General features: G+C 67.7%; 21 protein-coding genes. 12 read left to right on the top strand and 9 right to left on the bottom strand.

Annotation, left to right across the window (positions count from 1 at the left end):
• Nucleotides 1–23: 23 nt before the first annotated feature.
• The gene (locus ABD768_RS27400; protein WP_344845375.1) at nt 24–1139 is read left to right on the top strand and encodes an ROK family protein; all 1116 of its coding nucleotides are present in this window, start codon (nt 24–26) and stop codon (nt 1137–1139) included.
• Nucleotides 1140–1178: 39 nt separating this feature from the next.
• Nucleotides 1179–1811 (top strand): GNAT family N-acetyltransferase, encoded by a 633-nt coding sequence (locus ABD768_RS27395; protein ID WP_344845372.1) that lies wholly within the window; start codon nt 1179–1181, stop codon nt 1809–1811.
• On the opposite strand, the gene ABD768_RS27390 is transcribed toward ABD768_RS27395, so the two are convergent.
• Together ABD768_RS27390 and ABD768_RS27385 are read right to left on the bottom strand one after the other, a co-directional pair.
• Nucleotides 1804–2274: a carboxymuconolactone decarboxylase family protein gene (locus ABD768_RS27390; protein ID WP_344845370.1), complete on the bottom strand. Its 471-nt coding sequence runs from the start codon at nt 2272–2274 to the stop codon at nt 1804–1806. The genes ABD768_RS27395 and ABD768_RS27390 overlap by 8 nt on opposite strands.
• A gap of 83 nt (nt 2275–2357) precedes the next feature.
• A complete protein-coding gene (locus ABD768_RS27385; RefSeq protein ID WP_344845368.1) occupies nt 2358–2915 on the bottom strand; it encodes a CGNR zinc finger domain-containing protein in 558 nt (185 codons plus the stop codon).
• Between the two features lie 203 nt (nt 2916–3118).
• Between ABD768_RS27385 and alr the strand changes: the two genes are divergently transcribed.
• The 8 genes from alr (at nt 3119) to ABD768_RS27345 (ending at nt 12443) form a co-directional block, all read left to right on the top strand.
• Nucleotides 3119–4246, top strand: coding sequence for an alanine racemase (gene alr, locus ABD768_RS27380; protein ID WP_344845365.1), 1128 nt, complete (start codon nt 3119–3121; stop codon nt 4244–4246).
• Nucleotides 4243–5214 carry a D-alanine--D-alanine ligase family protein gene (locus ABD768_RS27375; protein WP_343970419.1) on the top strand — a complete coding sequence of 324 codons (972 nt, stop codon included), beginning with the start codon at nt 4243–4245 and terminating at the stop codon, nt 5212–5214. Before alr ends, ABD768_RS27375 begins: the two co-directional genes overlap by 4 nt.
• Nucleotides 5211–5864 carry a M15 family metallopeptidase gene (locus tag ABD768_RS27370; RefSeq protein WP_343970422.1) on the top strand — a complete coding sequence of 218 codons (654 nt, stop codon included), beginning with the start codon at nt 5211–5213 and terminating at the stop codon, nt 5862–5864. The genes ABD768_RS27375 and ABD768_RS27370 overlap by 4 nt, the downstream gene beginning before the upstream one ends.
• A gap of 160 nt (nt 5865–6024) precedes the next feature.
• On the top strand, nt 6025–6462 hold the full coding sequence (locus tag ABD768_RS27365; protein ID WP_344845361.1) for an NAD(P)H-dependent oxidoreductase subunit E: 438 nt from the start codon (nt 6025–6027) through the stop codon (nt 6460–6462).
• Nucleotides 6459–8117, top strand: coding sequence for a formate dehydrogenase beta subunit (locus ABD768_RS27360; protein ID WP_344845359.1), 1659 nt, complete (start codon nt 6459–6461; stop codon nt 8115–8117). The genes ABD768_RS27365 and ABD768_RS27360 overlap by 4 nt, the downstream gene beginning before the upstream one ends.
• Entirely contained in the window at nt 8114–10927 is a 2814-nt protein-coding gene (gene fdhF / locus ABD768_RS27355; RefSeq protein WP_344845356.1) for a formate dehydrogenase subunit alpha, read from the top strand. The genes ABD768_RS27360 and fdhF overlap by 4 nt, the downstream gene beginning before the upstream one ends.
• A complete protein-coding gene (locus tag ABD768_RS27350; RefSeq protein WP_343970433.1) occupies nt 10924–11148 on the top strand; it encodes a formate dehydrogenase subunit delta in 225 nt (74 codons plus the stop codon). Before fdhF ends, ABD768_RS27350 begins: the two co-directional genes overlap by 4 nt.
• Nucleotides 11145–12443: a molybdopterin molybdotransferase MoeA gene (locus ABD768_RS27345; RefSeq protein ID WP_344845354.1), complete on the top strand. Its 1299-nt coding sequence runs from the start codon at nt 11145–11147 to the stop codon at nt 12441–12443. Before ABD768_RS27350 ends, ABD768_RS27345 begins: the two co-directional genes overlap by 4 nt.
• Here the strand turns inward: ABD768_RS27345 and ABD768_RS27340 are convergent.
• From ABD768_RS27340 to ABD768_RS27325, 4 genes are all read right to left on the bottom strand, one after another.
• Nucleotides 12440–12934: an SRPBCC family protein gene (locus ABD768_RS27340; protein WP_344845352.1), complete on the bottom strand. Its 495-nt coding sequence runs from the start codon at nt 12932–12934 to the stop codon at nt 12440–12442. The two genes, ABD768_RS27345 and ABD768_RS27340, sit on opposite strands and share 4 nt — an antisense overlap.
• 69 nt (nt 12935–13003) lie before the next feature.
• A complete protein-coding gene (locus ABD768_RS27335) occupies nt 13004–14299 on the bottom strand; it encodes an FAD-dependent oxidoreductase (protein ID WP_344845349.1) in 1296 nt (431 codons plus the stop codon).
• Between the two features lie 58 nt (nt 14300–14357).
• Entirely contained in the window at nt 14358–14795 is a 438-nt protein-coding gene (locus ABD768_RS27330; protein WP_343970451.1) for a MerR family transcriptional regulator, read from the bottom strand.
• Between the two features lie 22 nt (nt 14796–14817).
• On the bottom strand, nt 14818–15864 hold the full coding sequence (locus ABD768_RS27325) for an aminotransferase class V-fold PLP-dependent enzyme (protein ID WP_343970454.1): 1047 nt from the start codon (nt 15862–15864) through the stop codon (nt 14818–14820).
• 70 nt (nt 15865–15934) lie between these two features.
• Here ABD768_RS27325 and ABD768_RS27320 point away from each other — a divergent pair, with 70 nt between their 5' ends.
• Nucleotides 15935–17047 carry a GNAT family N-acetyltransferase gene (locus ABD768_RS27320; protein WP_344845346.1) on the top strand — a complete coding sequence of 371 codons (1113 nt, stop codon included), beginning with the start codon at nt 15935–15937 and terminating at the stop codon, nt 17045–17047.
• Here ABD768_RS27320 and ABD768_RS27315 read toward each other — a convergent pair.
• The 3 genes from ABD768_RS27315 to ABD768_RS27305 are packed head-to-tail and all read right to left on the bottom strand — an operon-like array spanning nt 17031 to nt 18661.
• Nucleotides 17031–17597, bottom strand: a complete 567-nt coding sequence (locus ABD768_RS27315) for a COG4315 family predicted lipoprotein (protein ID WP_344845343.1) — start codon at nt 17595–17597, stop codon at nt 17031–17033. The genes ABD768_RS27320 and ABD768_RS27315 overlap by 17 nt on opposite strands.
• Before the next feature lie 9 nt (nt 17598–17606).
• Nucleotides 17607–18062, bottom strand: a complete 456-nt coding sequence (locus ABD768_RS27310; protein WP_343970460.1) for a Rieske (2Fe-2S) protein — start codon at nt 18060–18062, stop codon at nt 17607–17609.
• 14 nt (nt 18063–18076) lie between these two features.
• Entirely contained in the window at nt 18077–18661 is a 585-nt protein-coding gene (locus ABD768_RS27305; protein WP_344845341.1) for a DUF6529 family protein, read from the bottom strand.
• Nucleotides 18662–18791: 130 nt separating this feature from the next.
• On the opposite strand from ABD768_RS27305, the gene ABD768_RS27300 reads away from it, so the two are divergent.
• A partial coding sequence (locus tag ABD768_RS27300) for an aldo/keto reductase (protein ID WP_344845339.1) occupies nt 18792–19902 on the top strand: 1111 nt, incomplete at its 3' end.

Here is a 19902-nt window from a genome sequence, read left to right as displayed (position 1 = left end):
CGGGAGCGGGGAGCTGGCGGCCGTTGAGCGGGCCGTCCCATCGGCTTGCGCTGGAGATCCTGCTGGACGGACCCCTGTCACGGGCTGAGCTGGCGAGGCGGGTGGAGTTGTCGGCGGGCAGTCTGACCCGGTTGACCAAGCCGATGCTCGAGTCGGGGTTGCTGGTCGAAGTACCGGGCGGGCCTGCCGATCCGAGAGTCGGGCGGCCTTCGCAGCCGTTGGACATCGTGCCGACCTCGCATCACTTCGTCGGGGTGAAATTGACCTCCGACACCGCGCTCGGGGTGCTGACCACGCTCAGGGCCGAGGTGATCGCGAGCGAGGAGCGGCCGCTGCCCAGCCACTCTCCCGAGGAGGTCGCCGATCTGGTCGTCGAGCTCGCGCGTTCGCTGAGCGACGGCCGGCCGGGGATCACCGGCATCGGGGTCAGCGTCGGCGGGCACGTCGCCGGGTCGGGCGACGTGATCCACGGCGACTTCCTGGACTGGGAGGACGTGAGTTTCCAGCAGCTCCTCGCCGAGCGGACCGACGTACAGGTGGTCGTCTCGAACGACGTGACCGCGGTGACCGAGGCGATCCACTGGTTCGGCGCGGGCCGCGGGATCAGCCGGTTCTGCCTGCTCACCATCGGCGCCGGGATCGGCTACGGCCTGGTCGTGCACGACAAGCTGGTCCACACGACCGAGGCCGGGCTCGGCCTGATCGGCCACTACCCGCTCGATCCGGACGGCCCGCTCTGCGACCGCGGCCACCACGGCTGCGCCAGCGCGATGCTCACCACCGACGCGATCACCAGCCAGATCAGCGCGGCGCTCGGCCGCCCGGTCCGGTACGACGAATGCCTCGACCTGGCCAAGAACGGCGACCCCGAAGCCCGCCGGATCGTCGGCGCCGCGGGCCACGCCTTGGGCCGGCTGATCGCGGCCGCCAGCAACTTCACCATGCCCGAGGCGGTGATGCTCGGCGGCGAGGGCGTCCAACTCGCCACCGTCGCCCAAGACGAGCTCCAAACCGGCCTGCAACAAGACCGCCACCCGTCCGCCATCCCGCCCCCACTCATCTTGCAGGACCCGTCCTTCACCCAATGGGCCCGAGGCGCCGCCGTAATCGCCATCCAAACCTTCGTCCTCGGCAGATAAGTAACTGACTAACCCGCGATAAGCAGTTACGATCAGCGTGTGGATGAGCTCGTACGTCGTTGGGCGCGTGGCTGGGTGCTGTGTCGGGGAGTGGGGGCGGCGCTGGAGCGGGACTTTGCGCTGGAGGTGAGGCTTGGGCTGCCTGGGCGGGAGCGGGAACTGTTCGCGCTGACCGATGACGCCGAGATCGTGAACGAGCTGGCGGTCAGGACTGCCAAGAGCTCCGATACCTGGCTGACCGTGACCACCGGTCAGCCTGCGGCAAAGGCCGCAGTACTGGAGCAGGCCGGTCTCAGACTGCTCGACGAGCCGTGCCTCCTGATGACCATCGAGCTGAGGAAGCACCCGGATACAACCGCGCCCCCGGGCTACGGGCTGGAGACCACGAGCGATGGGCCGCTGGAGTACGTGAAGGTCAAAGACGGCCAGGGCAACGTCGCGGCCCGCGGGATGGCTGCCGTCGTCGGCGACGATGCCGTCCTGCACGACATCCAGACCGATCCCGCTCATCGCCGTCGCGGGCTGGGCAGTGTCGTGATGAACCTGCTCAGCGCGCGAGCGACGGACCGCGGCGCCGCCACCGGTCTGCTGATGGCGACGACCGATGGCGGTTACCTCTACCCGAAGCTCGGTTGGTCGACCGAGGCGACGATGATCACTGCGGTCAGTTGAACTGTCCGGCCACGTAGTCGCCGGCGGGCTGCCGGGTGATCACGTTGAGCCGGTTGAAGGTGTTGATCAGCGCGATTTGGGCCACCAGGGCGAAGAGCTGCTCCTCGGTGTAGTGCTTGGCCGCGTTCTCCCAGACCTCGTCGCTCACGCCACCGGCGGCATCCGCGATCCGGGTGCCCTCCTCCGCCAGCTCGAGCGCCGCGCGCTCGGCCTCGGTGAAGCAGGTCGCCTCCCGCCACGCGGCGACCATGTTGAGCCGCTGCTGCGACTCCCCGGCGTGGATCGCGTCCTTGATGTGCATATCGGTGCAGAAGCCGCACCCGTTGATCTGGCTGGCGCGCAGGTTGATCAGTTCCAGCGTCGTGTAGGGCAGAGCCGGTGCGATGGTACGGCTGGCGCCGACCAGGTGCTTGACCAGCTTGTCAGCGGCGGGCTGGCCGAACATGCTCAAACGGGCATCCATGATTGGACTCCTCTGTCGTGTTTTTTCGTCTACACCCCTTACGACACGACAGCCGCCGCAACTGTGACCTCACAGAATGTGACCTAGGGCACCCGAGCGCGGAAGGCCGCGACCTTCGTGCGGTTCTGGCACGCGGTGGAGCAGAACCGCTGGGTGTGGTTGCGGGTGGCATCCAGAAAGAGCAGGTCACACCGGTCCGCCTCGCAGCGCTTCAACAGCTCGTACTCCGAACTGCCCAGCAGCATCGCGGCCGCCGTGGCGAACTCGGCCAGCCAGCCATGAGCCAGCGAGACACCCGGCGCGGCGAAGTGCAGATGCCAGGGCGAACCAGCAGGTCGGGTGAGCCGTGGAGCCGCCTGAGTGGCCGCCAGCAACTCGTTGAGCCGGGCGGCGCCGGCGTCCACCGAACCGTCGGCCAGCAGCGCCAGCGCGGCGTACAAACGGGCCCCTCCGGCCAGGAATTCGGCCAGCGCCCGGTCATCCACGTCTTGAGACAATTTGGTGGACAGCCGTAGTACGGCTTCTACTGATTCGATGTCACCAGCACTTTGCGGCCGCCCACGGCTCCACTGTGCGCCGAGTCGGTTACCCAGAGCGACCGCCGCGTCGAGCGAGTCCCTCAGATGATCGGTTGCGTCCACCCGGTCAGCCTACGAAACGTTAAGACTCTGCCCGGGTGCGAACCGGAAGGATCGCGGTGGCGTCGGACAAGAGTAGGTAAAACTCCGAGCGAAAGGACGAGCCGAACCATGGTCGTGTCGTACCACGGTCGTATGCTCGCCACGCTGAATCTCCAACCCCGAGCCGATGTGCAGGCTCGTTGCCGGACACAACAATGACGGATATGAACCTGGCGCCAGCCCCGGCCCGCCCCTGCGTGGGCCTGGCCGAGACGGTCATCGACCTGTCCGCCGTCCGGGACAACGTGAAGACCCTGGCCAAGCGGATCCGGCCGGGCACCGAGGTGATGGCGATCGTCAAGGCCGACGCCTTCAACCACGGCGCGGTCCAGGTCGCCACCGCTGCGATCGAGGCAGGCGCCACGTGGCTCGGCGTCGCCCGCGCGGACGAGGCCCTGCAACTGCGCGCCGCCGGGATCACCGAACCGATCATGATCTGGCTGTACGACGCCTCCGAACTGCTGCTGCTCACCGACATCGATGTGAGCGTCTCCACCGTCGCCGAGCTCCAGCAGATCGCCTCGGCGCCGAACGTGCACAACGTGCACCTCAAGCTCGATACCGGTATGCACCGCGGCGGCAGCGCCCCCGACCAGTGGATCGAGCTGACTCGCACAGCAGCCCACTACGAGTCGCTCGGCGCGCTCAAGGTCCGCGGCATCTGGTCGCATCTGTCCCACGGCGACGAGCTGGACGGGTCACACAGCAAGAAACAGCACCAACTCCTCCGTACCGGCGTAGCGCTGGCCCGCCGGGCCGGGCTCGACCCCGAGTACGTGCACCTGGCGAACTCGTCCGGCGCCCTCACCCTGGACGCCCCGGACTGCAACATGGTCCGGATCGGCGCCGGCGTGTTCGGCATCGACGAGGTCGACGCCGGCCTGCGCCAGCCGATGCAGTTCGTCACCAAGGTCATCCAGGTCCGCCGGATCAAGGCCGGCGAAGGTGTCTCGTACGGGCACGACTTCATCGCTGAGCGTGACACCACGGTCGCGCTGGTCCCGGTCGGGTACGCCGACGGCATCCCGCGCAACACCGGCGGCCGGGCCAGCGTGCTCGTCCGGGGTGTCCTGATGCCGATCATCGGGCGGGTCACGATGGACCAGTTCGTGATCGACGCGGGCGATCTCGCGGTCGAGCCCGGTACGCCGGTGATCGTCTTCGGCAACGGTGACTCCGGCGAGCCGACGGCCGACGACTGGGCGCGCTGGGCCGGAACCATTCCACATGAAATCTACTGCGGGCTCGGTAACCGGGTCCCGCGTCGTTACGTCGAGGGAGCCCAGCGGTGAAGGTAGTCGTGATCAGTGGCGGAGCCAGCCCGGAGCACGAGGTGTCCCTCGCGAGTGGGCGTGGCATCGCCGAGGCGGCGGAGCAGTCCGGCCACGAGGTCGTCCGGCTGGTCCTCGACCCGGAGGGCTACTGGCAGGACGGCCAGGCCGAGGCGATCGCGCTGCTGCAGGACTGCGACGTGGTGATCCCGGCCCTGCACGGCGAGGGCGGCGAGGACGGCGTCATCCAGGGCTTCCTGGACCAGCTGCACGTCCCGTACGTCGGCAGCGGTGTGGCCGCGAGCGCCGTCGGGCTCGACAAGCACCTGACCAAGGGCATCCTGCGCGCGCAGGGCATCCCGGTGACGCCCGGCATCACCGTCCGCGGCGCTGACCTCAAGGACGCCGAGGCCGTCATCCAGCGGTTGAAGGCAGCCGACATCGAGTTCCCCGTCTTCGTGAAGCCGGGCAGCGGCGGGTCGAGCTTCGGGGTCACCCGGGCCACTGACCTGCAGACGCTCCAGGCGGCACTGGCCGTCGCGGCCGAGCTGGACCCGCACGTGCTGGTCGAGCAGGAGATCAACGGCCGTGAGATCGACCTCTCGGTGATGGAGTTCCCGGACGGTCGCGTGGACGTCGCGCCGGCGCTGGAGATCCACGCCGACCCCGACCAGCCGTTCTTCAACGCGGCCGCGAAGTACGACAGCGGGGCGACCAAGTTCGTCGTACCGGCGCCGACCGATCCTGAGTTGACCGAGCAGCTGCGGCGTACGGCGCTGGAGGTCTTCGACGCGCTCGGCTGCCAGGGGCTGGCCCGGGTCGACTTCTTCGTCCCGGCCGACGGCAAGCCGCTGGTCAACGAGATCAACACCTTCCCCGGCTTCACCGCGATGTCGCAGTTCCCGCGGATGTGGGCTGCCGCCGGCCTGACCTACGCCCAGGTCGTCGACAACCTGGTCCGCACCGCCGCGGTGAAGCAGACCGCATGACCGTGCCCGTTCTGCTGAGCGATGAGCGGATCACCAGAATTCCGGCGATCGACAGTGGCGAGCCGCTTGTCGATCTCTTCAGCCGGGGGATCTCGGCCGAGGGGCGTCAGTACGTCCGGGAGAGCGTGGCCGACAAGCTCGCGGTCGCCGACACCTTCCTGCCCACCGGCGTTCGGCTGCACGTGGTCGAGGGGCTGCGCGCGATCGAGAGTCAGCGGGAGATCTACGACGGCTACAAGGCCGAGCTGAAGATCCTCAACCCCGGTATCTCCGACGACGAGGCGCATGTCCTCGCGAGCCGGTTCGTATCGCCGGTCGAGGTCGCGCCGCATGTCGCCGGCGCGGCTGTTGACCTGACGCTGGTCGGCGAACACGGCCCGTTCGATCTCGGTACGCCGATCGACGCGACCCCCGAGCAGAGCGACGGCGCCTGCTTCTTCGCCGCAACCAACATCAGCCGCGAGGCGCGCACCAACCGCACGCTGCTGGCCGATGTGCTCACCTCGGCGGGCCTGGTGAACTACCCGACCGAGTGGTGGCACTGGTCCTACGGCGACCGCTACTGGGCCTTCGTCGAAGAGCGCGAACACGCCATCTACGGGCCCGCGAAGTACGATGAGTCAACGGCGCTGGAAGCCAGCAATAGTTGATAGTTGGCGCCTATTGCGTCATAGGTAAGTTTGCTTTGACCGTGGAGTAACCGCCGGGGACAGTCGTTGTATGACGGCTGCGCCTAATGCTTTCCCCGCCCCACCACCCCGGTCAGTCACGTCCCCTGCCCCCGCCCCGATTCCCGGGCGTGCTGATCGTGTGCGCGAGATCGCCACGGAGCTGCGCGGTCTGCGGGGTGCGCTGATACCGATCCTGCATGCGGTCCAGGAAGAGCTCGGGTACGTCGATCAGCTCGACGTGCCGGTGATCGCGGACGTGCTCAACTTCTCGGTCGCCGAGGTGCACGGGGTCGTCACGTTCTACCGCGACTTCCGGCGTGAGCCGGCCGGGCGGACGACGTTGCGGATCTGCCAGGCGGAGGCGTGCCGGTCGGTCGGGGCGGAGGAGCTGGCGGCGCATGCGAAGCGGCGTACCGGGGTCGGGTTCGGGGAGACGACGTACGACGGGAAGCTGACCGTCGACGAGGTGTTCTGCCTCGGCAACTGCGCGCTCGGACCGGCTGTGCAGGTCGGCGAGAAGTTGCACGGGCGGGTCACGCCGGCCCGGCTGGACGCGCTGCTCGGGGAGGTCCGATGAGGATCTTCGTACCCCGCGACGCCGCCGCCCGATCCGTCGGAGCCGACGAAGTCGCCGAGCGAATCGCCACAGCCGTCGAAGCCAGCGGGCGGGACATCGAGATAGTCCGCAACGGGTCGCGCGGGATGCTGTGGCTGGAACCGCTCGTCGAGGTGGAGACTCGGGAAGGACGAGTCGGCTATGGGCCCGTCGCACCGGAGGACGTCGACGGCCTCGTCGCCGGCGGCCTGCTCGACGGCGGCGGCACGGCGCAGCCTGACGGCAGCGCGGAAATCGGTGGCGGGGCGGCGCAGCCTGACAGCAGCACGGCGCTACGCGCCGGCGCGAGCGCAGACGCGGGGTTGGGCAGTGGTGCGAGCGGAGGGGCGGGGGTGGGCCCCGGGGCCTACCTCGGGTTGGTTGAGGAGTTGCCGTGGATGAAGCGGCAGCAGCGGTTGACCTTCAGCCGGGTTGGGGTGATTGATCCGAGGTCGGGCGATGATCACGCGGAACACCAAGGAAACAAGGGACTTCGAGCCGCCTTGGCTCTGACTCCGGCTGAAGTCGTCGAAGAAGTTGTGGCCAGCGGTTTGCGCGGGCGGGGTGGCGCGGGGTTTCCGACCGGGATCAAGTGGCGCACGGTGCTCGGCGCGGAGTCCGACCTCAAGTTCGTCTGCTGCAACGCGGATGAAGGCGACTCCGGCACCTTCGCCGACCGGATGCTGATCGAGGGCGACCCGTTCACCCTCATCGAGGGCATGACGATCGCCGCGTACGCCGTCGGCGCCACCGAAGGCTATGTCTACCTGCGCTCGGAGTACCCCGATGCGGTCGAAGCGCTGAACGCGGCGATCCAGACCGCCCGTGAGCGCGGCTGGCTCGGCAGCAACATCCTCGGCTCGGACCTGACCTTCGACCTGCACGTCCGGGTCGGCGCCGGCGCCTACATCTGCGGTGAAGAGACCTCGATGCTGGAAAGCCTCGAAGGCAAGCGCGGCATGGTCCGGGCCAAGCCCCCGATCCCCGCACTGGAAGGGCTCTTCGGCCGCCCGACGGTCGTCAACAACGTGTTGTCGTTGGCAACGATCCCGACCATCCTGGCCAACGGCGCCAAGACCTACGCGGCCTATGGGATGGGTCGTTCGCTCGGCACCAACGTCTTCCAGCTCGGCGGCAATGTGGCCCGCGGCGGCATCGTCGAGACCGCGTTCGGCATCACCCTCGGCGAGCTGGTCAACGACCTCGGCGGCGGTACGGCGTCGAAACGGCCGGTACGAGCGGTACAGGTGGGTGGGCCACTGGGGGCTTACCTTCCGGTCGAGCAGTTCGACCTGCCGATGGACTACGAGTCGTTCGCGGCGGCCGGCGCGATGGTCGGGCACGGCGGCATCGTGGTGTTCGACGAGACCGTCGACATGTCCGCGATGGCCCGGTTCGCCTTCGAATTCTGCGCGGAGGAGTCCTGCGGCAAGTGCACGCCGTGCCGGGTCGGCGCGGTCCGCGGGGTCGAGACGATCGACCGGATCCGCCGCGGTGAGGACCGCAAGAAGAACCTCGTACTGCTCGACGACCTGTGCGACCTGATGACCGACGGCTCGCTCTGCGCGATGGGCGGCCTCACCCCGCTGCCCGTCCGCAGCGCGGTCCGCCACTTCGGAGAGGACTTCACTTCATGACGCTGCTCAAGGAACCAGACTTCGGTACGCCGGCGCGCAAGGGCGAGGCGACCGTCGAGCTGACCATCGACGGAGTGAGCGTCACCGTTCCACCCGGTACGTCGGTGATGCGCGCCGCCAAGCAGGCCGGCCTCGACATCCCCAAACTCTGCGCCACCGACAACCTGGAGGCATTCGGATCCTGCCGCCTCTGCATCGTCGAGATCGACGGTGCCCGCGGCACCCCGGCCTCCTGTACGACGCCCGTCGCCCCCGGCATGGTCGTACGCACCCAGAACGAGAAGCTGGGCAAGCTGCGCCGGGGCGTGATGGAGCTCTACATCTCCGATCACCCACTGGACTGCCTGACCTGCTCGGCGAACGGCGACTGCGAGTTGCAGGACATGGCCGGGGTTACCGGGCTCCGCGAAGTACGGTACGGCTCTGGCGTGGACGCCGGCGCCAACCACCTGGACGCGCCGACCGACACCTCCAACCCGTACTTCGATTTCGACGCCTCCAAGTGCATCGCATGCTCGCGCTGTGTGCGGGCGTGTGACGAGGTACAGGGCACGATCGCGCTCACGATCGAAGGACGGGGTTTCGACTCCAAGGTCGCCGCGGGCGCGGGCGTCTCCTTCATGGAGTCGGACTGTGTCTCGTGTGGCGCGTGCGTGCAGGCGTGCCCGACGGCAACCCTGCAAGAGAAATCGGTCATCGAGCTCGGCATGCCGACCCGGTCCGTCGTGACGACTTGCGCGTACTGCGGCGTCGGGTGCTCGTTCAAGGCCGAGCTGCGCGGTGACGAGTTGGTCCGGATGGTGCCGTACAAGGACGGCGGCGCGAACGAGGGTCACTCGTGCGTGAAGGGCCGGTTTGCCTTCGGCTATGCCAGCCACCCCGACCGGGTGATGGAGCCGATGGTCCGGGACGCGATCACGGATCCGTGGCGGAAGGTCTCCTGGGAAGAGGCGATCGGCTTCACGGCCCGTCGGTTGCGCGAGATCCAGGCGGCTCATGGGCAAGGCTCGATCGGCGCGATCACGTCATCGCGGACCACCAACGAAGAGGTGTACGTCGTCCAGAAGATGGTGCGAGCTGTCTTCGGGAACAACAACGTCGACACCTGCGCGCGGGTCTGCCACTCGCCTACCGGTTATGGGCTGAAGCAGACGTTCGGTGAGTCGGCCGGCACGCAGGACTTCAGCTCGGTGGACGATGCCGACGTCATCCTGGTGATCGGGGCGAACCCGACCGACGCGCACCCGGTGTTCGGGTCGCGGATGAAGAAGCGGCTGCGGCAGGGCGCGAAGCTGATCGTGGTCGACCCGCGGCGGACGGATCTCGTCCGGTCGCCGCACATCGAGGCGGCTCATCACCTGGCGCTGGCGCCGGGCACGAACGTTGCCGTGGTCAACGCGTTCTCGCACGTCATCGTGACGGAGGGGCTGGTAGACCAGGCGTTCGTGGACGAGCGGTGTGAGGACTTCGAGCAGTGGGCGACGTTCATCGCGGGACCTGAGCACAGCCCCGAGGCGGTTGCTGAGGTCACCGGCGTACCGGCGGCTGAGATCCGGGCGGCTGCGCGGTTGTATGCGACTGGCGGGAACGGCGCGATCTACTACGGGCTCGGGGTGACCGAGCACAGCCAGGGGTCGACGACCGTGATGGGGATGGCGAACCTGGCGATGGCGACCGGCAACATCGGGCGATCGGGCGTCGGGGTGAATCCGCTGCGTGGGCAGAACAACGTGCAGGGATCGTGCGACATGGGGTCGTTCCCGCACGAGCTGCCGGGGTATCGGCACGTGTCGGACGACGATGTGCGGGACATCTACGAGAAGTTGTGGGGTACGCCGCTGCTCGACGAGCCTGGGTTGCGGATCCCCAACATGTTCGACTCGGCGATCGATGGGTCGTTCCGGGCGCTGTTCGTTCAAGGTGAGGACATTGCGCAGTCGGACCCGAACACGGCACACGTGTTCGCGGCGCTGGGGGCGATGGAGCTGGTCGTCGTACAGGATCTGTTCGAGAACGAGACGGCGAAGTGGGCTCATGTGCTGCTGCCGGGGACTTCGTTCCTGGAGAAGGACGGGACGTTCACCAACGCGGAGCGGCGGATCAACCGGGTCCGGCCGGTGATGGCGCCGAAGACCGGCAAGCACGAGTGGCAGATCATCTGCGAGATCTCGCAGGCGATGGGGTATCCGATGCACTACGAGTCGTCGGCGCAGATCATGGACGAGATCGCGATCACGACGCCGACCTTCGCGGGGGTGTCGTTCGCGCATCTGGACAAGGTCGGGTCGGTGCAGTGGCCGTGCAACTTGGAGGCGCCCAACGGGACGCCGATCATGCACGCGTCGGAGTTCACTCGCGGCAAGGGGCGGTTCATGGAGACCGTCTACGTGCCGACGACGGAGCGGTCGACGCGGAAGTACCCGCTGATTCTGACGACCGGGCGGATTCTCTCGCAGTACAACGTGGGGGCGCAGACCCGGCGTACGGCGAATGTCGCCTGGCATCAGGAGGACGTTCTGGAGTTGCATCCGCATGATGCGGAGGTGCGTGGGATCGAGGACGGGTCGACGGTCGCGCTGACCAGTCGGGTCGGGCGGACGACGTTGCGGGCGAAGTTGTCGGAGCGGATGCCGGTCGGGGTTTGCTACACGACCTTCCATCACCCGGTGACCGGGGCGAATGTGATCACGACCGACAACTCGGACTGGGCTACCAACTGTCCGGAGTACAAGGTGACTGCCGTGCAGGTGGATCTGCTGGTGGAGCCTTCGTCGTCGGGTGCCGTGCGTGAGGCGGTGCCGGCACGATGAGTGGGGGTTTTCCGCCGTCGGCGCGGCTGGCGAACGAGATCGCGCGGCAGTTCGGGCACAAACCGCCGGCCGATGCGGCGACGGCCATCGCAAATCACATCAAAGCGGTCTGGGATCCGCGGATGAAACGGGCGCTGGTCGACTATGTTGATGCGGGCGCCGACGACCTCGATCCCGTGGCCGTGCTGGCCGCCAACCAGGTCCGGGCGACATTGAAGTGACGCAGGTCGAAGGCGAGGTGGCGGGGGTCGTCAGACGTCATGCTGCGGCGGCGCTGTCGTGGGACACCGCCCGGGAGCTGGCGCACGCGACGGCCACTCCACTCCTACCGCGCGGCCTCCCGCTGGCCGACGGGGTCGGCTGCGTGCTGGCCACCCCGCTCGTCTCGCCTGCGCTAGTACCGCCGGTAGACCGCTCCGCGATGGATGGGTACGCCGTACGCGGCTCCGGACCGTGGAAGGTAGTCGGCACTCTCCTAGCGGCCTCTGCCCTGCCCGCACCACTATCCGACGGCCAGGCCTACTCCATCGTCACCGGCGCCGCCGTCCCCGCCGGTACCACCGCAGTACTCCCCTACGAGCACGCAACCCGCTCGGGTGACCATGTAGACGGCCCAACCACCCCCGGCCGCCACATCCGCCGAGCCGGCGAAGAATGCACCCCCGGCGAACTCCTACTCCCCGCAGGCGCCCTAGTAACTCCCCAGGTCGTCGGCCTAGCCGCCGCCCTAGGCCTGGACCGCCTCTCAGTAATCCCCAAGCCCCGAGTCCTAGCCCTGATCACCGGCAACGAACTATCCCACCGAGGCCCCTCAACCCCCACCCAAACCCGAGACGCCATCGGCCCCATGCTCCCCACCCTCATCACCAGAGCAGGCGCAACCCTCGCCAACGCAGGACCCAGCACACTCTCGCCCAGCGCCTCCTCGGGGGCTCCAGCGCTCCCCACCACCGCCGCGGCCGCCAAGGCGGCAGTGGTGCATTTGCCGGACTCGCGGGAGGCGCTTGTTGCTGCTCTTGCTGGTGCTGAGGCTGAGGTGATCTTGGTGTCGGGGTCGTCGGCCTCTGGGCCTGCCGATCATCTGCGGGCTGCCTTGGCAGCCCTCGGCGCGGAACTTGTGATTGATGGGGTTGCTTGTCGGCCGGGGCATCCGCAGGCGTTGGCTCGGTTTGCTGATGGGCGGTTGGTGGTGGGGTTGCCGGGGAATCCGTTGGCTGCGCTGACTGCGTTTCTTACGTTGGGGGTTGCTGTGGTTCAGGGGCTTCGGGGGGAGCAGTTGGACCGGCTAGCGGTAGCGGGGGTGGTTGGTGGGGTGGATTGCCATCCAGAGAGCACGCGGTTGGTGCCGGTGCGGTTGACGGCGCAGGGCGTAGTACCGGTTGGGCATGGTGGGTCGGCGATGTTGCGGGGAGCTGCGGCGGCGGATGCGTTCGCTGTAGTCGACCCCGGACCAGCAGAAGCCATCGCCGCCCGCCTCCTACCAATGGACCCCGGCACCCGCCCGTGGGGCGTCTAAAGGCACTTCACCATCGCCGTGATCGTCAGTTCCATGTTCCGGCCGAGCTCGTCGAGCCGCCGCTGCTTCGACTCCTCCGCCCGACCAGCGTCAGCCAGTACAGCCCGACGCATCCCGCTGTCTCCCGGCCCATGCGTGAACCACTGCCGGATCAGCGTCTCCTCGCCGCGCCCCACCAACTCGTACTCCCAATGCGCGAACGGCAAATCCTCCCCACCGAACACATCCCACCCGAACCGAACCGGCTCCTCCGCCACCGTCACCCGGCACTGCACCTCGGTCTTGAACCCATCCGCAAACTCGTTCCGCGCCTCGAACCACGCCCCCACCGCCGGCCCATCAGCACCATCTACCCACGCCCCATAAACACACTCCGGACTCCACCGCCCATACCCCGCGACATCCGTGATCGCGCGCCAAACCTCCTCCACCCGCACCCCAACCAGCACCTGAACCTCAACCGTCGCCCCGGTCACTCCGTAGTCATCCATGCCGGCGACGTCGGTGCGCCCTCCCCGGCCTCGACATTTCGACGATTCCTCCGCCGCCTGCGCCGGCGACTAGCCCGCCGGGCGAAACTGACCGCGCACCACGCGCCACACGATCTTCGGCGCCAGCAACGACTGCGGGCCGGCGAGGAGGTTCGCCACTCGCAGGAACTGCAGGCCGACCACCGGATCCTTCTCGGCGGCGCGATGTAGATAGCTGATGTAGCCGTTGAGGACCTTCTGCATGGTCGAGCGCTTTCCCTCGACGTGCGGGAACCGGAGGTCGGCGCTCGTCGACAGCTCCCAGGCCGGGCCGACCAGTTTCGCCGCACCCCGGAAGTACCGCTTGGTCAGATCGTCCGAGCTCTTCTCGAGACACTCACCAAGCCATTGCGCGGTCAGCGCCGCGATCGTCATCCCCTGCCCGTACGCCGGATTGAAGCAACACAACGAATCACCCGTCGCGACGAACCCCTCAGGCAATCGCTCACAGTTCTCGTACCGCCGCCGCACACTCGGCCCGATCCGGAACCGCACCGGATCCCCCAGCGGGTCGGCCTTGCTCACCATCCGATGCAACTCAGGTCCGTCGAGCCTGGCCGCATAGTCCTCGAAGGCGCCCGGCAGTGCAGGCGGCGGATCGTCAGTGAACCCGACCAGCGTCACCAACCACGTGTTGTTCTCGTTGGCCCCCACTCCACACCCGACCGGGTTCGCCGGGTAGTGCCCGCTGATGACGCCGGTGAAGTCCTGAGCCTCGGGATCATGCCGGTACTGCCGGGTGCTGTACATGAGCCCCGCCTTGACCACATCCTCCGGCGCGGCCGCATACCCGAGCTCCGCCAGCCAAGCCTCCCCGCGATTGCTCCGCCCGCTCGCATCGACGACCAGACTGGCCGCATACTCCCCGTCCTCAGTCCGTACGCCGGTGAGCCGATCTCCACGAGCCAGCAGCCCGGTCACGGCGACCCCATCCAGCACCTTGACCTCAGGCTGCACGGTGACGAGGTCCCGCAGCGTCGACTCGATCAGCGGACGGCTGGCCATCAGTCCATCGAGATCCGACGGACCCCGGCGTACCAGGTGTCCGTCGTTGTACCAGAGCACGTCCCCCAGGAGATCCGCGCTGACCGCACCACGGGCGATCAATTCGGCGCTGTACCCAGGTACCAGCTCCTCGATCACCTTCAACCCACGAGCGAGCAGCCCGTGCGCGTGCTTGCTCTGCGGAGTCCCCTTGCGATGCGTGACCGGCCCCGACAGCTGGTCGCGATCGATGATCAGCACCTCACTGAACCACCGGCGCAGGACCTGCGCGGTGAGCAGCCCGGCAATGCTTCCCCCGATGACGATCGCGCGATTCTCCATTGCTCCAGCTTGTTCCGCCGGAGCGTGCCGGGGCCCGCGCTTTCGGGCATTCCCAGGGTCAGACCGCCTGGTCCGCCTGGTCCTGCGGCTGGTGCGACGGCGACACCCAGAGGCTGTCGGCGGTGCCCCGATCGAGGTGCTCGGTGTAGATGTCGACCTTGTAGGTGATCACCCGCAGGCACTCGGTGAGTTCCTCGATCTGGGCCGCGACGGCCTCCTGGTGGCTCTTGAGCAGCGCGAGCCGGTCCGCCTCGTTGCCGGTGCCCTGGCGGACCAGGTCGGTGTACCGGCGGATGGTGTCGAGCGGCATCCCCGACGAGCGGAACTTGATGCACATGTCGAGCCAGTCGACGTCGTCCTCGGAGTACACGCGCCGGCCGTTGCCTTCCCGGCGTACGGGCTCGGCGAGGATGCCTTCCCGCTCGTAGAACCGCAGCGCGTGCACACTCAAGCCGGTGCGCTCGGAGACCTGGCCGATGCTCAATCCATCCGTCATACCCATCACCCTAGAGTCGGCTCTAGGTCTTCACCAACCCTTTAAGGGCCGCCAGCGCGAGCTGTACGTCGGCCTGCGTCGAGTAGATGTGGAACGACGCGCGCAGGTTGCCGCCCCGAACAGCAGCCCGTACGCCGGCCGCCGCGAACGCCTCCTCAGCCCCCGGGATCGACGCGCTGACGATCGCCGAGTCGCCCGGCGGCAGCCCGATCCCGGCGCGGAACTCGTTGGCCAGCCCGAGGTTGTGCGCGTGGATCGTCTCGACGCCGATCTGCTCGATCAACTCCAGCGCCGGAGCCGCTCCGACGAAGCTGAACCAGGCCGGCGACTGGTCGAACCGGCGAGCGTCCGGCGCGAGCTCCATCTGCGGCCCGTAGTACGAGCCGTGGACGTTGCGCCCGGCGTACCAGCCTGCCTGCAACGGGCGGCAGCGTTCCTGCAGCCGCGGCGACAGATACCCGATGGTCGCCCCGCGCGGAGACATCAACCACTTGTACGTATGCGTGATCAGCGCATCGACACCCTCCACCGTCAAGGGCAGCCACCCCAGCGCCTGGCTCGCGTCGATCACCAGCAACGCGTCGATTTCCTTGCATGCAGCAACAACTGCCGCCAGATCGAGCACCGTCCCGCTCGCGGACTGGACAGCACTGACAGCCACCACATCGATCCCCGGCTGGATCGCCTCGACGAACTTGTCCGTACCAGCCGCCACCACCTCGACGCCCCGATCCGCATGCACCATCCACGGATAGACGTTCGACGTGAACTCGATGTCGTCGACCAGCACCCGAGCGCCGTCCGGCAACCCAGCCGCGATCGGCGCCACCGCCGCCGACACCGTGCTCCCCACGAACACGTCAGCCACCTCGGCCCCCACCAACCGCGCAAACGCCGCCCGAGCCCGCGTAGTCGACTCGTCCCACGGCTCCCAACTGGTCGCCCCGACCCGCCAGTCCCCCAGAACCGCCTGCAACGCCTCCCATGCCGGCTTCGGCGGCAACCCATAGGAAGCAGTGTTCAACCACCCAGGCTGCGGCTCCCACAGCTCTGCGAATTCAGAACTCATCCGATGCTCTCCTGTACTGCGTAGTGTCGTCGTCAGCTCTATGTGAGCACATCCTCGAGGAGGACGGACTGTGAGATTTCCGGACGACGTTCCAGTGCTGACGGATGGAGTCGTCCGGTTGCGGGCACCCCGGGTCGATGATGTGGCGGCGACGGTCGAGATGAACTCGGATGCCGAGACTCGGCGGTGGAACGCCGTGCAGGTGCCCTATCGGGTTGAGGATGCGCGGCAGGCGTTGACCGAGCGGATTCCGGCCGGGTGGCGGAACGGCGAGTTGTGGACGTGGGTCATCGAGACCGACGGCCGGTACGCCGGTGCTGTGGTGCTGAGTGGGGGTGAGAGTGGGGTCGGGTCGATCGGATTCACGACGCACCCGGCGGCGCGTGGACGTGGTGTCGCGACGCGAGGGGCTCGGTTGGCGGTTGCTTACGCTTTCGACGTACTCGGGTGGAATCGGGTGACCTGGGGTGCGTTCGTGGGCAACTGGGGATCTCGACGGGTCGCCTGGCGAGTGGGGTTTCGGCATCTCGTCACGGCGTACGGGGGTGGGATCGGGCGGGGTGAGCGGCTGGACGAGTGGATCGCGTCGATCGGGCGGGACGACGAGCGGGGGCCGGCGCATCCGTGGTGGGAGGTGCCGGTGGTCGAGACCGACCGGTTTCGGCTGCGGGCGTACCGGGACAGCGATGTGGAGCGCACGATCGAGTTCAGCAACGACCAGCTCTCGTTGCATTGGCTCTCGATGATCCCGCAGCCGTTCGGTCACGCCGAGGCGGAGCGGTATCTCGCCAGCCGGTATGAAGGTCTGGCCAGTGGTGATCGGGTCAGCTGGGTGATCGCCGATCCGGTCAGCGACGAGATGCTCGGCGACGTCAGCATCGCTGGGCTGTTGCGTGAGGGCGGCGGCGAGCTCGGATACTGCGCGCATCCGGCCGCGCGCGGCCTCGGGCTGGTGACGGCCGCCGTCGGGCGGGTGATCGAGCAGGCGTTCCTGCCGGTCGACCAGGGCGGACTCGGGCGGCGACGGCTGGAGCTCGTCGCCGCCCGAGGGAACCTGGCTTCCATCAAAGTTGCCTTGAGCAACGGGTTCACGCAGACCGGCGTCCGGCGCGCGGCGGACCGGCGCCGGGACGGCAGCTACGAGGACTTGCTGACGTTCGACCTGCTCAGCGAGGAGCGTTGAGCCTCTTGCCTTCCGGGCTGAGGACATGCCAGGTGCCTTTCAGGCCTTCACCCAGGACGTCGCCGGGTTTCTTGTCCTTGACGAAGCGGTAGAGCGGCCAGCCGTTGAGAGTGGCCTGGATGTCCTTGTCGGGACGGACCAGGGTGCCGAGCTTGGCTTGATTCACGCCGGCTCCGGCGACGATGCCGGCCTTCTTGACGTAGACGGGTTTCCAGGCCGCCAAGCAGGCCTCGCTCCGGCAGACCGACTTCGACGGATCCCTGCCGTCCAGGATGGACATGTAGACGGTGAACCCCTCTGCGTCTACCGCGACCTGGCCTAGTTTCGTAGTACCGGCTTTGATCACCACCGGTTCGTCGACGGGCGTTGATGGCTTGGCCTTTGAAGGTGGCGCTTTGCTCGGTGCTGCAGCGGTTGGTGGTTGGGCTGGTGGTGGTGCGGCAGCAGGAGCCGGAGCGGTGGTGGCGACGTTGCCGACGGCGGGGCTGAGGGCCGCCACCGCGACGGTCGCGCCGATCACCCACACCATCGTCGGCAGGCTCTTGAACATGATGAACCCCTAGGCCTGGAAGATCGCGCCGTCGCGCTGCTCGACGGCGACCGCCGGCAGCGGGGACTTGGCCGGCCCGGCGACCCGTTCGCCCGTACTGGCGTCGAACTTGCTGCCATGGCACGGGCAGTTGATCGTGCCGTCGCCGACGTCGGTGACCACACAGCCCTGATGGGTGCAGATCGCCGAGAACGCGCAGACCTTGCCACTCGCGTCCTTGGTCAATACGAGGCTCTGCTCCTTGAGGATCACGCCGCCACCGGCCGGGATGTCGGCCACCTTGGCCAACGCCGCCGGAGCCGGGGGCTTCGGCTCGGCACCAGTCGTCCCCTGTGAGACTGGCTGCTTTGCGGGAGTTGAAGGCTGCGCCGCGGTCTGCGGCGGAGCTTGTTGCACAACGCAACCAGTGAGTACTGCGGTCGTCGCGGCGCCTCCCGCGATCAGTACCGCCCTGCGTTCGATCATCTTCTTGTCTCCTGTCAACGCAGTGGGACGCCGGATTGAGTGAAGTACCAAAGAGCCGCGGAAGCCCAGGCCCCGATCAGCAAGGCGAACAACAGCCCGCCCGAGATCGGCAGTGCCCAGCTCGGCATCTTGTTGGCCCGCAACGCGAGCATCTTGGTGGTGAACGCGCCGTAGAAGGCGCATCCGAACAGCGAATGGAGTGCCGTCCTGGTGTCGAACGTGCTGAAGCCGAGACTCCACAAGCAGTGGTACGCGACCGGCAACGTCGCGACGAACGCCACCGCCCCACTCCATCGATGCAGTTGCGACAGGACCGCCGGCGCCTTGCGCTTCACCGGCAGCCGCCCGTACATCCACAGCGCAGACACCACTTGAAAGATCGCCAGTACGACGGCCGCCGTGGCCAGCCAGGCCTTCATCGGCGTGAGATTCGTGAACCCCACGATCAATGCCAGCGGCCTGCCGGTCGGCGCATGCGTCTTCCCGTAGAACCCCAGGGAGACCGCGACCAGCGCGCCGACGACGGCGAATCCCAACAGTGCAACGGTTCCCCGCCCGGCCGGCCGTTTGTCCGGCGGCGCAACCACGTCCGTACTCATGTCCCCTCCAACGGTCTCGTCTGCGGTCTATACGTGGCAGTCGACGGACCGGTTCAACCCGATCCGGCTTGACCTAGACAGGGCTCTAGCTCCTAGGTTCCGTGCTAGACCACAGAACCTAGGAGCTTGTATGCGCTATCGCACTCTCGGCGGGACCGGTATCGAGGTGAGCGTGCACTGCCTCGGCACGATGATGTTCGGCTCGGTCGGCAACCCCGACCACGCCGACTGCGCCCGGATCCTGCACACCGCGCTCGACCAGGGCATCAACTTCGTCGACACCGCCGACATGTACTCCAGCGGTGAGTCCGAGGAGATCGTCGGCAAGGCGCTCAAGGGTCGCCGCGAGGACGTCGTACTGGCGACCAAGGTGCACTTCCCGATGGGTGAGGGGCCCAACCGCGGCGGCAACTCGCGGCGGTGGATCACGCACGAGGTGGAGGAGAGCCTGCGGCGACTCGGCACCGACTGGATCGATCTGTACCAGGTGCATCGGCCCGATCCGGCGACGGACATCGAGGAGACGCTGTCGGTACTGACCGACCTGGTCAGGGCCGGCAAGATCCGCGCGTTCGGCTGCTCGACGTTCCCGGCCGAGGATCTGGTCGACGCGTTCCACGTGTCCGAGCGACGCGGGTACGGCAAGTTCCGTACCGAGCAGCCGCCGTACTCGCTCGTCACCCGCGGCATCGAGCGGTCGGTGCTGCCGACGACGCAGCGGTTGAACATGGGCGTACTGACGTGGAGCCCGCTCGCGTCGGGCTTCCTGTCCGGGAAGGTGCGCAAGAACCAGCCCGTGGATCTGGCCTCGGGGCGGGCGGCGCTGACACCGCATCGCTTCGACCCCGCGCTGCCGGCCAACGCGTCGAAGTTCGAGGCCGTCGAGCAGCTGGCCGAGCTTGCCGACGGACTCGGCCGGACGCTGCCCGAGCTCGCACTGGCGTTCGTCACGTCGCACCCGGCGGTGACATCGGTGATCATCGGCCCGCGCACAATGGACCAGCTGACCGGCCTGCTGAAGGGTGCCGACCTCACCCTCGACGACGCCACCCTGGACCGCATCGACGAGATCGTCCCACCCGGCACCGACCTCCACCACTACCAATCCGACGGCCTCTGGCAATCCCCAGCCCTAACGGACCCCCTAAAACGCCGCCGCCCACCACAATCCGCCAGCCACAAGCCACAAGCCACAAGCCACAAGCCACAAGCCGCCAGCCACAAGCCGCCAGCCACAAGCC

The organism is Kribbella ginsengisoli (genome assembly GCF_039537185.1).
GTDB lineage: Bacteria > Actinomycetota > Actinomycetes > Propionibacteriales > Kribbellaceae > Kribbella > Kribbella koreensis.
The sequence above is the reverse complement of the archived record's forward strand: the minus strand, read 5'-3'. Positions and strand labels throughout refer to the sequence as shown.

Excerpts from the sequence above, each read along its gene's own strand:
- ABD768_RS27390 (WP_344845370.1), bottom strand. The coding sequence starts at position 2,274 with ATGGATGCCCGTTTGAGCATGTTCGGCCAGCCCGCCGCTGACAAGCTG.
- alr (WP_344845365.1), top strand. The coding sequence starts at position 3,119 with ATGAACCTGGCGCCAGCCCCGGCCCGCCCCTGCGTGGGCCTGGCCGAG.
- ABD768_RS27370 (WP_343970422.1), top strand. The coding sequence starts at position 5,211 with ATGACCGTGCCCGTTCTGCTGAGCGATGAGCGGATCACCAGAATTCCG.
- ABD768_RS27360 (WP_344845359.1), top strand. The coding sequence starts at position 6,459 with ATGAGGATCTTCGTACCCCGCGACGCCGCCGCCCGATCCGTCGGAGCC.
- fdhF (WP_344845356.1), top strand. The coding sequence starts at position 8,114 with ATGACGCTGCTCAAGGAACCAGACTTCGGTACGCCGGCGCGCAAGGGC.
- ABD768_RS27350 (WP_343970433.1), top strand. The coding sequence starts at position 10,924 with ATGAGTGGGGGTTTTCCGCCGTCGGCGCGGCTGGCGAACGAGATCGCG.
- ABD768_RS27340 (WP_344845352.1), bottom strand. The coding sequence starts at position 12,934 with ATGGATGACTACGGAGTGACCGGGGCGACGGTTGAGGTTCAGGTGCTG.
- ABD768_RS27335 (WP_344845349.1), bottom strand. The coding sequence starts at position 14,299 with ATGGAGAATCGCGCGATCGTCATCGGGGGAAGCATTGCCGGGCTGCTC.
- ABD768_RS27330 (WP_343970451.1), bottom strand. The coding sequence starts at position 14,795 with ATGACGGATGGATTGAGCATCGGCCAGGTCTCCGAGCGCACCGGCTTG.
- ABD768_RS27325 (WP_343970454.1), bottom strand. The coding sequence starts at position 15,864 with ATGAGTTCTGAATTCGCAGAGCTGTGGGAGCCGCAGCCTGGGTGGTTG.
- ABD768_RS27315 (WP_344845343.1), bottom strand. The coding sequence starts at position 17,597 with ATGTTCAAGAGCCTGCCGACGATGGTGTGGGTGATCGGCGCGACCGTC.
- ABD768_RS27310 (WP_343970460.1), bottom strand. The coding sequence starts at position 18,062 with ATGATCGAACGCAGGGCGGTACTGATCGCGGGAGGCGCCGCGACGACC.
- ABD768_RS27305 (WP_344845341.1), bottom strand. The coding sequence starts at position 18,661 with ATGAGTACGGACGTGGTTGCGCCGCCGGACAAACGGCCGGCCGGGCGG.